This window comes from Agaribacterium haliotis (assembly GCF_002312815.1).
Taxonomy (GTDB): domain Bacteria; phylum Pseudomonadota; class Gammaproteobacteria; order Pseudomonadales; family Cellvibrionaceae; genus Agaribacterium; species Agaribacterium haliotis.
This window is the reverse complement of record NZ_NKQJ01000001.1, coordinates 245,369-260,965: the sequence shown is the minus strand read 5'-3', so window position 1 is coordinate 260,965 and position 15,597 is coordinate 245,369. Positions and strand designations below refer to the sequence as shown.

At 49.4% G+C, this 15,597-nt stretch carries 14 protein-coding genes; all 14 read left to right on the top strand.

Going from position 1 to position 15,597, the window contains the following annotated elements; translation table 11 throughout:
- The first annotated feature begins 50 nt into the window (after positions 1–50).
- The 14 genes from CFK45_RS01225 (at position 51) to CFK45_RS18775 (ending at position 15,580) form a co-directional block, all read left to right on the top strand.
- Positions 51–1,223, top strand: a complete 1,173-nt coding sequence (locus CFK45_RS01225; protein WP_239923496.1) for a sensor histidine kinase — start codon at positions 51–53, stop codon at positions 1,221–1,223.
- 43 nt (positions 1,224–1,266) lie between these two features.
- Positions 1,267–2,709, top strand: coding sequence for a sigma-54-dependent transcriptional regulator (locus CFK45_RS01220; protein ID WP_096084573.1), 1,443 nt, complete (start codon positions 1,267–1,269; stop codon positions 2,707–2,709).
- A 138-nt stretch (positions 2,710–2,847) separates the two neighbouring features.
- Positions 2,848–3,018, top strand: a complete 171-nt coding sequence (locus CFK45_RS18420) for a PA3496 family putative envelope integrity protein (RefSeq protein ID WP_158224567.1) — start codon at positions 2,848–2,850, stop codon at positions 3,016–3,018.
- Between the two features lie 180 nt (positions 3,019–3,198).
- Complete coding sequence (gene fliE / locus CFK45_RS01215; protein ID WP_096084572.1) at positions 3,199–3,549, top strand: flagellar hook-basal body complex protein FliE; 351 nt, start codon at positions 3,199–3,201, stop codon at positions 3,547–3,549.
- 21 nt (positions 3,550–3,570) lie between these two features.
- Positions 3,571–5,235, top strand: coding sequence for a flagellar basal-body MS-ring/collar protein FliF (gene fliF, locus CFK45_RS01210; protein ID WP_096084571.1), 1,665 nt, complete (start codon positions 3,571–3,573; stop codon positions 5,233–5,235).
- Entirely contained in the window at positions 5,232–6,266 is a 1,035-nt protein-coding gene (gene fliG / locus CFK45_RS01205) for a flagellar motor switch protein FliG (protein ID WP_096084570.1), read from the top strand. Before fliF ends, fliG begins: the two co-directional genes overlap by 4 nt.
- Before the next feature lie 2 nt (positions 6,267–6,268).
- The gene (locus CFK45_RS01200) at positions 6,269–7,174 is read left to right on the top strand and encodes a flagellar assembly protein FliH (protein WP_096084569.1); all 906 of its coding nucleotides are present in this window, start codon (positions 6,269–6,271) and stop codon (positions 7,172–7,174) included.
- Positions 7,171–8,616: a flagellar protein export ATPase FliI gene (fliI, locus tag CFK45_RS01195; protein WP_096084568.1), complete on the top strand. Its 1,446-nt coding sequence runs from the start codon at positions 7,171–7,173 to the stop codon at positions 8,614–8,616. Before CFK45_RS01200 ends, fliI begins: the two co-directional genes overlap by 4 nt.
- Positions 8,617–8,648: 32 nt before the next feature.
- A complete protein-coding gene (gene fliJ, locus CFK45_RS01190) occupies positions 8,649–9,080 on the top strand; it encodes a flagellar export protein FliJ (RefSeq protein ID WP_096084567.1) in 432 nt (143 codons plus the stop codon).
- A gap of 95 nt (positions 9,081–9,175) precedes the next feature.
- Positions 9,176–9,460 (top strand): STAS domain-containing protein, encoded by a 285-nt coding sequence (locus tag CFK45_RS01185; RefSeq protein ID WP_096084566.1) that lies wholly within the window; start codon positions 9,176–9,178, stop codon positions 9,458–9,460.
- A gap of 26 nt (positions 9,461–9,486) precedes the next feature.
- Positions 9,487–9,849, top strand: a complete 363-nt coding sequence (locus CFK45_RS01180; RefSeq protein ID WP_096084565.1) for a response regulator — start codon at positions 9,487–9,489, stop codon at positions 9,847–9,849.
- 27 nt (positions 9,850–9,876) lie between these two features.
- Complete coding sequence (locus tag CFK45_RS01175) at positions 9,877–12,276, top strand: chemotaxis protein CheA (RefSeq protein ID WP_096084564.1); 2,400 nt, start codon at positions 9,877–9,879, stop codon at positions 12,274–12,276.
- Between the two features lie 9 nt (positions 12,277–12,285).
- A complete protein-coding gene (locus CFK45_RS01170; protein ID WP_096084563.1) occupies positions 12,286–12,855 on the top strand; it encodes a chemotaxis protein CheW in 570 nt (189 codons plus the stop codon).
- 4 nt (positions 12,856–12,859) lie between these two features.
- Positions 12,860–15,580 carry a methyl-accepting chemotaxis protein gene (locus CFK45_RS18775; protein ID WP_275655664.1) on the top strand — a complete coding sequence of 907 codons (2,721 nt, stop codon included), beginning with the start codon at positions 12,860–12,862 and terminating at the stop codon, positions 15,578–15,580.
- Positions 15,581–15,597: the final 17 nt, after the last annotated feature.

The following is a 15,597-nucleotide window of genomic DNA, read 5'->3' as shown; positions in this document are numbered from 1 at the left end:
ATGTGCCAAAGAAGTGGTTATAGACTTTGTTATCAACAGCGAATAACAGCTTGTCCCAGTCCGAACTTGAGAAGCAGCAGAGCCTCGAGGCGGCGTTTAATTTTTTTAATGAAACCAGTGCTCAGCTGGAAAACAGTTATCGCGCGCTTGAGACAAAAGTTCAGAATTTAAGTAAAGAGCTGGATCAGAGCGAGCAGCAGCTCGAGCGTGAGCACAAGCGACACAGCTTGCTGGAGGAGCGCATGCAGGCGCTGCTGCACTTTCTGCCCGGCGGTGTTTTGGTGCTTGATGAGCGCGGGGTGATTGTCGAAGCAAATCCGGCGGCAGAAAAGCTGCTGCAGAGCTCACTGGTTGATAAAGTTTGGCGCCACATTATCAATGATTGTTTTAAACCCCAAAACGATGACGGCCTTGAAGTCTCTACTCACAGCGGTCGGCGCCTCAGTGTTTCAACCTCGTCGCTGATGGAGCGAGGGCAAATCATCTTGCTGACAGATCTGACTGAAACCAGAGCTTTGCAAGAGCATTTGAGCCGTAACGAGCGCTTGTCGGCAATGGGGAAAATGGTATCGGCACTGGCTCACCAAATACGCACGCCCTTAAGTGCCGCGATGCTTTACGCCGGACATCTCTGCGACGCTGAACTTGAGCCTTCACTGCAAAAACGCTTTGCAAAAAAATGCCTGTCTCGTTTGAGCCATATGGAAAAGCAGGTGCGTGACATGATGCTGTTTGTAAAAAGCGAGTTGCCGTTAAATGATGTTATTACCGTCGGCGAGTTGGATCTTCAGCTAAAGCTTGCCGCCGAGCACTTGCTTCAGGATTCAAGACTTGAGCTCAATTGGCAAAATCACTGCGCCGAGGCCAGTTTAAAGTGTCACGTCGATGCACTGGTGTCAGCCTTGATGAACCTCGTCAACAATGCTTTACAGAGCATGTCTGCTTATGCGTCGCAAAAGCTAACGATATGTTTTGCCGAGGATTCGCTCAAACAACAGTTGAACGTAACGATTAGCGATAGCGGCCCGGGTATGGATAAGCAAACCCTCGAGCAGGTGCAAAAGATGTTTGTAACGACAAAAACCAACGGTACAGGCTTGGGGCTTGCCGTTGTCAAAGCGGTTTGTCGGGCCCATGCAGCGACGTTTTCGCTTGAGTCGGAGCCCGGTGTCGGCTGCCGCGCAAGTATTCAATTACCGCTTATCGAAGTGTCAGCGGCTTAGCCTATTTATTGGCGCTACTGTACAAACACACAAGGTATTACAAATGAAGGCAAACAAAAATCAAGCACGAATTCTGGTGGTAGAAGATGATGCTTCATTAAGAGAAGCAGTAGTCGATACCTTGCTGCTGGCAAAAATGCGTTGTGAACAGGCGGACAGTGCCGAGCAGGCAATGGCAATTTTATCAAAAGATATTGATTTTGATTTAATTGTATCCGACGTGAATATGGGGGATATGTCCGGTCACGATTTATTACTGGCGGTAAAAGATCAGTGGCCTCACATTCCCGTTTTGCTTGTTACCGCCTACGCAAGCGTTGAAGACAGTGTGAGAGCAATTAAAGACGGCGCCGTTGACTACTTAGTTAAACCCTTCTCACCCGAGGCCTTAATTGAGTGTGTACAGCGCTTTGTCGGCTTTAAGAATAAAGCCGAAGGGCGCCCGATAGCGGAGTCGCCTTCAAGCAAGCAGCTGTTGAATCTAGCCGAACGGGTTGCCGCGAGCGACTCAACCGCGTTATTACTTGGAGAAAGTGGCACAGGCAAAGAGGTACTTGCGCGTTTTATTCACGAACGCAGCCCGCGAGCCGACGGCCCGTTTGTTGCGGTTAACTGTGCCGCGATTCCTGAGAATATGCTCGAAGCTACACTCTTTGGCCACGAAAAAGGGGCTTATACGGGCGCTTATCAAAGTGCGCCGGGCAAGTTTGAACAGGCTAATGGCGGCAGCATTTTGCTTGATGAAATATCAGAGATGGATCTGGGCTTGCAGGCCAAACTGCTGCGTGTGCTGCAAGAAAGAGAGGTTGAGCGTTTGGGTGGGCGCCGCAGCATCAAATTAGATGTGCGGGTGATTGCTACGTCTAACCGTGATATGCGCTTGGAAGTAGATGCCGGACGCTTCCGCGGTGACTTATATTTTCGCCTGAATGTATTGCCGCTGTCCTGGGCGGCTCTGCGTGAACGGCGCGAAGATATTTTGCCTCTGGCTCACAGCCTGTTAGACAAACACGCGCACAAACAACACCGCAGGGCGGTAAGTTTAAGCCAATCTGCGCAGCGAGCGCTGTTGGAGTATCGCTGGCCTGGAAATGTACGCGAGCTCGACAATGTCATGCAGCGCGCATTAATTTTGCAATCGGGCGAGCTTATCGAGGCGGAGCATCTGGGGTTGGAGCTGGATCAGGTCCACAGCAATGAGCCGCTTATTAAGCTTTCTTCGCCACCGACAAACACTGAACTGCATGCTCAAGCTTTTGCGCCAGACAGCGCAGCGCATGAACACACAAATATCGAGAGCGACGAAGCGCTGCTTGGCAACGATATGAAGCGTCACGAGTTTGACATTATTGTTAAAACCCTAAAGCTCGAACGCGGCAGTAAAAAACATACCGCCGAGCGCCTTGGTATCAGCCCGCGAACCTTGCGCTACAAAATTGCCCGCTTGCGAGAGCAGGGTTTTGACCTCGAAGCGGCAGGCATATGAATGGCGGTTAATGTTTGACGGGGAGCGCGCTATGGAGTTTTATCAAAGCTTCATCGCTCTTTCATTAAAGTGTCATTGATGCTTAGCACCATAATATCTTGTTATCGATTGTTAGCTTAACAACTACCGAGGTGAGATATGGAAACTGAAATTCCAGAGATGCCGGCCGAAGCGGTGCATTTTGATGAAAAGTTCTGGCATGCCTTCAGTCGCCCGATCAATGGCACCGATGCGCGTCGCCGTTTGGAAGATAAGCTCGAAGATCAGCGTTTGCGCAAGGCGCTAATGGAATACGATTTCGACTTTTAATCATCCCTGAATAGATAACCCACCCACTTAGATAAAAGCACGCGTCCTGCGTGCTTTTTTGTGAGTATCATTTCAAAATAGGCAAGTTTTTGCCAACGGCAAAGTTTGGCCTGTTTTGTGCACTTAAGCTTTTACGCAGATAGGAATGCCAAAGTTTTGGCAACTTGCTGAGAAAAGCTTATGACAGATCGTATTGACGTTAATCGCTTGCTTGTTGAAATGCGCGCGTTAAAAAGCCAAACCCAGGCGTTTGGCGCCACAGGTGTCGACAGCCGCCCCGGTGTTGCACCGCTTGAGCAAAATAACGGCCCGCGATTTAACGAAGTGCTCGCCAGCGCCGTCGACAAAGTGAATGAGGTTCAGCAGGCTTCAAAATCGATGGGCAACGCGTATTTAAAAGGCGAGCCGGGCATTGATGTCACCGACGTTATGATCGCTTCGCAAAAAGCCAGTGTTGCGTTTGAGTCGATGGTGCAAGTTCGCAATAAACTTGTTGAGGCTTATCGCGACGTGATGAATATGCCAATTTAAGGCGTGAGTGGGATTTAGTTTATGGCAGAAGCATCGGCATCCAGCAACGATTTAATCGAGGGGTTTAATAACTTAAACCTGGTTCGCCAAGCCGGCCTTATGATTGGTCTGGCAGCCAGCGTTGCCCTGGGTTTTGCTGTGGTGCTGTGGAGCCAGGGTGAAGACTGGAAACCGCTTTACGGCTCGCTTGACCGTTTGGATTCTTCCGAAGTTGGGCGCGTGCTCGATTTTAATGAAATCCCCTACAAAATTGATGGCTCAACGGGTGCGCTTTTGGTGCCGGTTGAAGATGTGCGCAAAGCGCGCATTGTACTTGCCGATAATGGAATTAAAGGTGATCAAAACTTTGGTTATGAATTACTCGACCAGGAACAACAGCTCGGCACCAGCCAATTTATGGAGGCGATTAAATATCGCCGCGGGTTAGAGGGCGAGTTGTCGCGAACAATCGCAGCCGTCAACGCCGTGCGCAGCGCGCGCGTACATCTGGCCATACCCAAACAAACCGTATTTATTCGCGACGGGCGTGAGCCCAGCGCTTCGGTGTTTCTGGATCTCTACCCCGGTCGCCCCATTTCCCCGAAACAAGTTCGCGGTATTGCTAATTTGGTCGCCTCAAGCGTACCGGAAATGGACATTGATAATGTCACCGTGGTTGATCAGAAGGGCAATATGCTCTCGGTTGAAAAAGAGGATGAAAAGCTTGCGCAGGCCTCCCAGCATATTGAGTACACCCGAAAAATCGAGAATGACCTAATTCTGCGTGTTCGCCGCTTGCTCGGCCCGATTGTTGGCGACGGTAATTTTAAAACGGAAGTTGCTGCAGACATTGACTTTACCGAGATTGAACAAGCTGAAGAGAGCTTTAACCCCGATCTTCCTGCCGTTCGCTCCGAGCAAAGTATCGAGGAGCAACAAACCGGTGCCGGTGGTGTCGGCGGCGTGCCCGGTGCACTCGCGAATCAGCCGCCTGCCGATGGCGCAGCGCCGGAGCAAGCCGGTGCCGGCGCAGCCGGTGACGGGGCGCAACAGCCCTCGCGAGCGCGCTCCCAAAATGTTAAGAACTATGAGCTCGATCGCACTGTCAGTTATACCAAGCACCAAAAGGGGCGCCTGCGTCGCCTAAGTGTTGCAGTGGTTGTTGATGACAAGCGACAAATTAATGCCGAAACAGGTGAAGAGCAGCGTATTGCGTGGACGGAAGCCGAGATTGAGCGCTTGTCTATACTGGTAAGAGACGCGGTTGGGTACAGCGCCGTGCGCGGTGATAGCGTCAACATTCTCAACGAGCGCTTTATGCCGCTGCCTGAATTTGAAAATGTTGAAGCACTTCCGCTGTGGCAGCAAGACTGGTTTATCAAGCTTGCCAAACAGCTCGGCGGCGTGTTGATTATTGCGCTGTTAGTTATCGGCTTGCTGCGTCCAGTGCTGAAAAGTTTGGCGGCCTCCGGTGTTCAGTCCCGTGCGGAAGAAGAGGCAAAAGAGCTCGCGGCGCTGCAGGCATCCGGGCTCGACAGTTTTGACTCGCTATCCGATGAGACCGTCACTTTGACAGGTGGCGATGCGCTGGCTCTGCCCTCACCAGAAGAGAGCTACGAGCAGCAGCTCAACGCTGTTAAAGCCCTTGTTGCCGAAGACGCCGGCCGTGTTGCGCAAGTTATCAAACGCTGGATCAATGAAGAATGAGTGCTCAGACGCCCGCGAAACAAGAATCAAAAGCGACCGTCAATTTAAGTAAAGTTGATCAGGCGGCTATTTTGCTGATGTCGATGGGCGAGAGCTCCGCGGCAGAAGTGCTCAAGCATATGGGGCCAAAAGAGGTGCAGCGCCTGGGTACGGCCATGGCCAGCCTGACCAATGTTCAGCAGTACGAAGTCGAAGTGGTATTAAACAACTTTATGGATGAAGTGCGCACCCAAACCGGCTTAGGTATGGGCGCCGATGGTTATATCCGCAATATGCTTGTCAGTGCACTAGGTGAAGACAAAGCTCACGGCTTGATCGATCGCATTTTACTCGGTGGCAACACCACAGGGCTCGATACCTTAAAGTGGATGGAGCCGCGTTCGGTCGCCGATATTATTCGCAACGAACACCCGCAAATTCAAGCCATTGTATTGGCTTACCTCGATGCGGATCAAAGTGCCGAAGTACTGCAGTTTTTCCCGGAAAAGGTGCGCCTGGATGTGATGCTGAGGGTCGCGGCGCTGGATACGGTGCAGCCGAGTGCTCTGCAAGAGCTCAACGATATTCTAGAAAAACAGTTCTCTGGCAATGCCGGTTCGCAAACTAAGGATATCGGCGGCTATAAAACAGCGGCTGAAATTATTAATAACCTCGACAGCGGTGTTAGCGGCGAGTTGATGGACAGCATCCGCGAAGTAGATGAAGACTTGAGCATTCAAATTCAAGATTTGATGTTTGTCTTTGAAAATCTCAAGGATGTTGATGACAGGGGCATTCAAGTTCTTCTGCGCGAAGTCAGCTCGGATGTGCTTATTTTGGCTCTCAAAGGAGCCGATGATGTGTTGCAGGAAAAAATATTTGCCAATATGTCTAAACGTGCTGCCGAGCTACTGCGCGATGACTTAGAAGCCAAAGGGCCTGTCAAAATTAGTGAAGTTGAAAATGCTCAGAAAGAAATTCTTACCATTGCTCGTCGCCTTGCGGATGCTGGGGAAATTAATCTCGGCGGAGGTGGAGAGGAAATGATTTAAGCATGAGTAATGACAGTGAAAACAAAGAGCGTATTCCCTACGAACAAATAGATGAGCACAGCGTGCAAGGCTGGGGTTTAAAACCCATGCGCGGTCGAAACCCGCGCACTGGGAAAAATGCTCAGAATAAGAATGTTCAGATCGACAAGCTAAAACAAAGTGAAAAACCTAAACCGCTCACCGCAGAGCAGCTGCAGCAAATCAGCGAGCAAGCGCGCCGAGAAGGCTTTGAGCAGGGCTTAAAAGAAGGCACGCAACAGGGCTTGCGACAGGGGCAAAAAACAGGTGAAAAAGCCGGGCAGCAACAAGCGTATCAGGAAGCTCGCAAAGACATAGAGGCGCTGCAGCAGCAACTGAAAAACTGCATTGAGCGTTTATTTGAGCCCATGCGTCAGCGCGAGGCGTTAATAGAAAAAGCGCTAATGCAGCTGAGCTTAGACATTGCTCAAGCGCTGTTGTCTGAAGAGATAAAAACACGGCCCGAGATTTTTTTACAAGTCATCCACAAAGTGCTAGCGGCGCTTCCTAAATCTGCTGAAAACATTCGGGTATTACTCAACCCCGCCGACGCTGAACTGATTCAAAAACTCATCCCGCGCAGTCGCCAGTGGCAGCTTGAAGTGGATGCCAGCATCGCCAGTGGTGGCCTGCAGGTACTAAGTGATAGCAGTGAAGTTGATTTTAGTGTTGAGTCACGCATTGCCCAATATTTAGCTAAGGTTGAGCAGCAACGCGGCAGTGTCGAGGCGCTGGAGCAGCGCGTCGATATCGAGACACCGGCAGGCCAAGGCCAAGCAAGCGGCGCCGGTGATCGCTTAGATAGCAAAGAGTACAGCGAAGCTTCTGGCGATAAAAAAGTCGCGCAAGGACTCAACGAAGTGGGTTCACCCGGGGCGGAAGAGTTGTGATTGAGCTCGGCCCTAATTTAATCGAACGCGTTGCCGGCAAGTTTGATTTTGATATTTTTCAGCAGTCGCCTCAGGCCGTTGGTCGTTTAACTCGCATGGTCGGGTTAACCATGGAGGCGGTAGGTATTGAGCTCAGCGTTGGTCACAACTGTGTGGTCATCGACAAAGACGGGCGGGCCATCGAAGCCGAAGTTGTCGGCTTTGATAACGATGTTTCTTATTTGATGCCCGTTCAGCGTATCGATGGCATGCAGCCCGGAGCCAAGGTGCTGCCGACAGACAGGCGCTCGGCGCTGGTGATGGGCGAGCACCTGTGTGGCAGGGTGATTAACGGTATTGGTCGCCCCCTCGATGACAAAGGGCCGCTGGATGAACTCAGTCGCGACGATTTTAAGATTCAGCATATTAACCCCTTGCACCGTCACCCGATTGACGAGCCGCTCGACGTTGGTATTGGTGCAATTAATGCGTTGATGACGGTAGGCAAAGGCCAACGCATTGGTCTGTTTGCCGGCAGTGGTGTCGGAAAGAGTATGTTGCTTGGCATGATGACACGCTTTACTGAGGCAGACATTGTTGTTGTTGGTTTGATTGGCGAACGCGGTCGCGAAGTCAAAGAGTTTATTGATCATATTCTCGGTGAAGAGGGTTTAAAAAAGGCGGTTGTGGTTGCATCGCCGGCTGATGACGCGCCGTTAATGCGCCTTCGCGCCGCACAGCTGGCATCGCGAGTGGCAGAGTATTTTCGCGACCGCGGCCGCAACGTACTTCTATTGATGGATTCATTAACGCGTTACGCTCAAGCTCAGCGTGAAATCGCGCTGGCGGCCGGTGAGCCCCCTGCGACCAAAGGTTATCCCCCGTCGGTATTTGCACGTATACCCGAACTGGTTGAGCGCGCGGGCAATGCTGAGCAGGGCGGCGGTTCGGTAACGGCGTTTTATACCGTGTTAACAGAGGGGGACGATTTACAAGATCCGATCGCCGATTCGGCGCGCGCGATTTTGGATGGGCACATTGTGTTAAGTCGCGCACTGGCAGAAGAAGGAGTTTATCCCGCCATCGATATTGAGGCGTCGATCAGTCGGGTGATGCCAAATATTGTTAGCGCGGATAAGTTGGCTCAGGCCCAAAATGTTAAACGTTTGTTGTCGTTATATCGCAGTAATCGCGATCTTATCACCATAGGAGCGTACAGCAAGGGCAGTGACCCGGCCCTTGACGAAGCCATAGAGCGCCACCCTGCACTGATGGACTTTGTGCGCCAGGCGCTGGGTACGGGCAGAAACCTTGAGCAAAGTTGGGTGCAGTTACAACACGCGTTGACTCGTAAAAGCGCTGATACAAACACTGCGCCGGCAGCGCCAAGCCCGCTTCGCGGTCAGCATGAGGCCGGCAAGCGAACACTGAACAGCGCAACCAATAAGCCGCAGGAAACTTAGCTTTAGCTTAGCTATGGTTTAGGTGAACTTAGGTGACCGATAAAAAAGCGCGTCGAATAGAGCTGCTGTTACAACTGGCGCGGCGCAAAGAAGATGAAGCTGCGCAATACCTCGCCGAGCAGCAGCAATTTGTATCTGAGAGTGAGCAGAAACTCCAGGCCTTGACTGATTATTACGCCGAATACGAGCAGCACTTTAAGCAAAGTCGCCAAAATTCTGAACAGCTTGCGCGCGCTAGAAGTTTTCTTGCCGGCTTGCACGATGCCGAGCAGGTTCAGCAACAAACCCTGGAAAAGGCCAAAGCACAATTAGAGCGAGCGCGCCACACGTGGCAGCGTCAGCACCATGAAAGTGAGTCGATTAAGGATTATCGCCAGCGCCATCAGCAAAAGCTAAACAAAGAAGAAGAGCGCACTTTGCAGAAGCTGCTTGATGAACAGAGCTTGCGGCCGAAAAGGCGCTGACGCAGAGCTTGAGCTTTGTTATGCCTTTTATTCGCAAAAAGGGGTGTGCTGTCTACACTTAGTTGCAGTAAAGCATATAGCGATGAGGTCAGCGCATGGGTTCAAAATTGGACTTTACCCTTCCTGAAAATTTAACGATTGCGCAAGCACACGCTTTGCACGATGAGCTGGAAGCGTTAATTGAAAAAGCAGAAGCTGATGAGCTGGTGCTTCACGCCGCTAAGGTCAGCCGCGCAGACACTGCGGGCATGCAGTTGGTTCTTGCTTTAGTGAATGCGAGCAAAGAGCGACAAATGGGGCTTGTGTGGGATCAGCCTTCACAAAAATTTCTCGACGCGGCCAAAATCCTTGGCATTGAGACGGCACTCGGCCTGCACTAAGACATTTATTTTGAGGGAGATGCACGATGGCAAAGATTCTCGCTGTGGATGATTCCGCGTCGATGCGGCAGATGGTGAGTTTTACTCTAAAGGGCGCCGGGCACGAGGTGATTGAGGCCAGCGACGGCGCGCAAGCGCTAAAGCTTGCGGAAGCTGAAAGTGGTATTGATTTGGTTATCTCAGATATCAATATGCCAAATATGGATGGCATATCATTAATAAAGCATTTGCGGGCACTGTCCAGTTACAAATTTACCCCGATTCTAATGCTAACGACCGAGTCGAGCGCCGATAAGAAAAATGAAGGGCGCTCTGCTGGTGCAACCGGTTGGATAGTTAAACCGTTTAATCCCGAGCAACTGCTCGCGACGATAGCAAAGGTTCTTTAAGTCTGCCTGAGTTCTAAGGAGTCCTGGATGACAATAGATCTAGAACAATTTCATCAGGTCTTTTTTGAAGAGAGTGTCGAAGGCCTGGATATTATGGAAGCGGCACTGATGGAGCTCGATGTCGACGCACTCGACGATGAAACCATCAATGCTATTTTTCGCAGCGCTCACAGTATCAAAGGTGGCAGCGCTACCTTTGGTTTTAGTTCTATAGCAGAGTTTACTCATGTTCTTGAAACCTTTCTTGATCAAGTTAGAGCAGGTCAGCGCGCACTCAGTGCTGACGACATTAATATACTGCTTCGCTCTGTCGACTGTATGCGGGAAATGCTCGAGCAGCTAAAATCCGGCCAGGACGGAGCAACGGAACTTGCTGCGCAACTAAAAAAACAATTCGAAAACCTCCTCACTGATCAAACTGCCGCACCCGTTGATGCGCCAACCACAGACGCCGCGCAAGCAACTGCTCAAACGTGGCGTATAAACTTTGCTCCGAAGTCTGAGATATTCCTGTCTGGTAATGACCCTTTAAGAAATATTCAAGCCTTAGCCGATCTTGGTGAACTGAGTTTGTGTTGCGCAATTGATGCGTTACCAACGCTATCCGATCTCGATCCGGAAAAGAGTTACCTATCTTGGAGCATGAGCCTCTTCAGTGCTTGTAGTGAAGATCAAATACGCGAAATATTTGAATGGATTGAAGATGAATGTGACTTAGATATCGCTATCGCCGCTGATGATGAGGCCCAACTACCGAACAGTCACCAGTCACTGTGCTCTGGTACTGAAGCCTGGCATATTCGATTTAAGCCCGCGCTTGATTTACTTCGCACCGGCAATGATATCGTTCGCATGTTTAAAGCGCTGTCGGATTTTGGTGAGCTCAAGGTGCAATGTGACAGCAAGCTGCTACCTGAGCTGCAATCAATGGATGCCGAAAATTGTTATCTTGAGTGGTCGCTTACACTTTGTAATTCAACGGCGAGTCGATCCGAAATCGAGGCCGTATTTGAATGGGTGCTCGATGATTGTGCGTTAAAAATCGAAGCCGCTCAAGGCGCAGGTAAAGATTCGGTGGAGCATGCCTCTGAGCCAGTGAATAAACAGTCGGCCCCAAAAGAAAAAGATAAGAAAATACCCGCGACAAGCCCAGCTAAAAAGCTATCTGGCGAAACGTCATCAATCCGTGTCGGCATCGATAAAGTCGATAGCCTAATTAATATGGTGGGTGAACTTGTCATTACCCAAAGTATGTTGGGGCAGCTTGGCACGCAGTATGAGCTTGATCGTGTGCCCAAGTTAATGGAGGGGCTAAGCCAGCTGGAGCAAAATACGCGTGAGCTACAAGAAAGCGTCATGAAAATACGGATGCTGCCGATCAGCTTTGTGTTTAGCCGTTTCCCTCGTATGGTCCGCGACCTTGGGCAGAGCTTGGGCAAGTCAGTCGAGCTTGTGCTCAATGGCGAGAGTACTGAGCTTGACAAAACAGTTATGGAAAAAATTGGTGATCCACTTGTACACCTTGTTCGCAACGCGGTTGATCACGGTATAGAAACACCAGCTGAGCGCGCGGAGCAGGGTAAAGACCCAAGTGGGCATATCGAGCTTAATGCCTTTCATCAAAGCGGAAACGTAGTGATTGAAATCTGTGACGATGGTCGAGGTCTAGATCGTTCAAAGCTTGTGCAAAAAGCCATTGAAAACGAACTGATTAACGAGCGTGATGCCGAAGCGATGACTGACGAACAGGTATATGACCTGATCTTCCAGCCAGGTTTTTCTACAGCTAAGGAAGTAAGTGATGTCAGCGGTCGCGGTGTTGGTATGGACGTGGTTAAGCGAAATATTCAAGCGCTAAATGGCCATGTTGAAATTCAATCTAATCCTGGAGCGGGATCAAAAATCACTGTTAAGTTACCGCTGACGCTTGCGATTCTCGACGGCCAACTCGTTCGGGTTGGAGATAATACTTATGTATTTCCGCTGGTATCCATCGTTGAATCACTGCAGTGCCAGGGTGAACTAGTTCGGCAGGTGGGTGGTGGTTGTAGTGTTTTCAAGTTGCGTGATGACTACGTGCCGATTATTGAGCTTTATAAAGCATTTTCTGTTGAACCTGAGTCGACCTCAATTGAAGAGTCGTTATTGGTTGTGGTTGAGGCAGACGGCGAAAAATATGGCATTGTTGTGGATGAGCTGTTAGGGCAGCAGCAGGTGGTTATTAAGAGCTTGGAACAAAATTATCAGCGTGTGGAAGGAATATCCGGCGCAACCATTCTTGGTGATGGTACTGTTGCATTGATTTTAGATATTCAGAGCATAGTGAAACTCGCTGCGGAGCGCTTGGGGGTAAAGACTCAAACGCTAGGTTTGATTGTTGGAAATCAAAAATCGGAACTTAAGCAACCGCACCAGGCTGCGGGTTAAGAGGCAAATATGGAAGCAAAACAATTGTCGTCGGAAGGCTCTGTTAAAGCGGTTGATGCGACGGATCTTAACGCAAATTCAGATAACCAATACCTTACTTTTATTATGGCCGGTGAAGAATACGGTGTAGATATTCTCGCAGTTCAGGAGATTCGGGGGTGGGAAGCAGCGACGCCACTACCCAATGCACCGCCGCATATTAAGGGCGTAATTAACCTTCGTGGAACGATTGTTCCAATTGTTGATTTGCGTCAGTGTTTTGGCATGCAGGCGATCGAGTATACGCCTGTCACCGTGGTTATTGTTTTAAAAGTTGAAACGGAAAATACCTCGCGGGTGATGGGCATTGTTGTTGATGCTGTTTCAGATGTATATGCCTTGGCTGACAGTGATATGCGGCCCGCACCAGATTTAGGTTCATCAATTAACACTGAGGTTATTCGCGGTTTGGTAAACGTTGATGACAAAATGGTTATTTTGTTGGATATAGACCAGTTACTTGACCTTGAAGATATTCCAAATTTGGGCTCGTTACAGCAGCAAATTAGTAGTGTGACCACCGCANATACAAAGGAGTAAGGACATGAGTTTAATGAATATTTTTTCATCGAATAAAGATGATGGATGCCAGGAATTAAGAGATAAACTCGAAGCGGTAAGTCGAACACAAGCGATTATTGAGTTTAGCCCGGATGGGACCATTGTCGATGCGAATGATAATTTTCTCAACGCAATGGGGTACAGGCACGACGAAATAGTTGGCAAGCACCACAGTATGTTTGTAACACCTGAAGAGCGTTTAAGTTCAGAGTATCAGCAGTTTTGGTCGTCACTGAATCGAGGTGAACATTTTGTTCAGGAATATAAACGTGTCGGCAATGCCGGAAAAGAAGTGTGGATACACGCATCTTACAACCCGTTAAAAGATGATCAGGGGCAGGTTTATAAGGTCGTTAAATTCGCTACAGATATTACCGCACAGAAGCTCCAGGCAACAGAAAACAATGCCAAAATTGACGCGATATCCAAGTCTCAAGCAGTTATTGAGTTCAACATGGATGGCAGCATTATTACCGCAAATGAAAACTTTTTGTCTACGGTTGGCTATCGTCTCGATGAAATTCAAGGCAAACATCATCAGATGTTTGTTGACGATGAAACCGCTTCAAGTGCCGCTTACAAAGCGTTTTGGGATAAACTTAACCGCGGTGAGCACGATGCAAATGAATACAAGCGTTATGGTAAGGGCGGTAAAGAAGTCTGGATTCAAGCGACATACAACCCCGTCCTGGGCTTGGACGGAAAACCAATAAAGGTGATTAAATACGCCTCCGATATTACAGAGCAAAAACGACAGGCTGAAGAAAATCGCAAGATTGCTAATATTTCGCAAGCGCTGCAGTCTTGCCAGGCCAATGTAATGTTGGCGGATGAAAACTTAAACATCGTTTATATGAATGATGAAGTGCAGCGTATGTTGCGTCATCGAGAAAAAGAGTTGCAGCAAGAATTGCCAAGTTTCTCTGTCGATAAATTACAGGGCAGCAATGTAGATCAGTTTCACGCGAACCCTCAGCACCAGCGGGGAATGATTTCAAGATTAAAAGAAGCCTATAAGGCCGATGTTAAAGTTGGTGGCTTAACTTTTGATTTAATCGCAACACCGTGGCTTGACGTAGACGGTAAGCGAATCGGCACTATTGTTGAGTGGAACGATAAAACTGATCGACTAAAAAAAGAGCAGGAGGAGCGGCGCATCGCAGCGGAAAATGCGCGTGTTCGCCAAGCGCTCGATAATGTGTCGGCCAATGTCATGATCGCTGACCCCGATTGCAACATTATGTATTTGAATGATGCGGTGTTAGAAATGATGAGAAATGCCGAATCGGATATCCGTAAAGAGTTACCAAATTTTAACTCTTCAAAACTTATGGGTATGAATATCGACGACTTTCACAAGAACCCCGCACATCAACGTGGGCTGCTTAAGGGCTTAAAACAAGCTTACTTTGGCAAGGCGGAAGTAGGGGGGCGCAGCTTTACGGTTATTGCTAATCCCGTGTTTAGTGACGGCGAGCGCGTCGGAACTGTTGTTGAATGGGCTGACAAAACTCAAGAACTATCTATAGAAAAAGAGATAGATAGCATTGTTGAAGCCGTCGGGCAGGGCGACTTTACCAAGCAGGCCAGCCTCGACGGTAAAGACGGGTTTTATTTAAATCTAGCTAAAGGTTTAAATAACTTAACCAGTACGGTCGAGGTCGCTTTTAACGATATCTTGCGCATGCTCGGGGCGATGGCTCGCGGAGATCTGTCAGAGCGTATTACGCGTGAGTATGCCGGTGCATTTTCGCAATTAAAGGATGATGCAAATGCGACGGCAGATAAACTCACTGATGTAATTAGTAAGATTCGTATTAGCTCTAATTCCATTTCGACGGCTGCAAATGAAATTGCACAAGGCAATACAGACCTCAGTCAACGAACGGAAGAGCAGGCCTCTTCTCTCGAAGAGACGGCTTCAAGCATGGAGCAGATGACCTCAACGGTTAAGCAGAGCGCAGAGAACGCTGAGTCGGCCAATGAGCGGGCCAATGAAGCGAGGGACAAAGCGCGAGAAGGTGGGGAGGTTGTTGAAAAGGCTGTTGTCGCGATGGGCGACATCAATGCGGCTAGTAAGAAAATTAGCGACATTATTGGTGTGATTGATGAGATTGCGTTTCAAACTAATCTGTTAGCGCTTAATGCGGCAGTAGAGGCTGCTCGAGCCGGTGAGCAGGGGCGCGGGTTCGCGGTGGTTGCTGGTGAGGTAAGAAATCTCGCTCAGCGCAGTGCAGGTGCAGCCAAGGAAATCAAAGATTTAATTCGAGATACCGTTAGCAAAGTGGATGACGGTACAGCGTTAGTTAATCAAAGTGGCCAGACCTTGTCCGAAATTGTTCAGTCGGTTGAGAATGTCACATCCATGATGCGTGAAATTGCCGATGCAGCGAGGGAGCAAACCTCAGGTATTGAGCAGGTAAATGCTGCTGTGAGTCAAATGGATGAGATGACTCAAAAGAATGCGGCGCTGGTCGAAGAGGCTACAGCTGCCGGTGAGGCAATGGCTGATCAGGCCCGAGATATGAATCAAGTCGTGTCGTTCTTTAGTACAAGTGCGGGCTCGGGTACCGGTGTTGTGGCAAGTGCTGCCCCTGCTGTTACTCACGTCGCTCAGCCAGCAATTGCTGCTGCGTCTACTGCCAATGTAATCAGTCTTCCAGAAAGCGGCAGTGCGGGTGATGATGAGTGGGAAGATTTTTAGCTGAATGACGACACAGA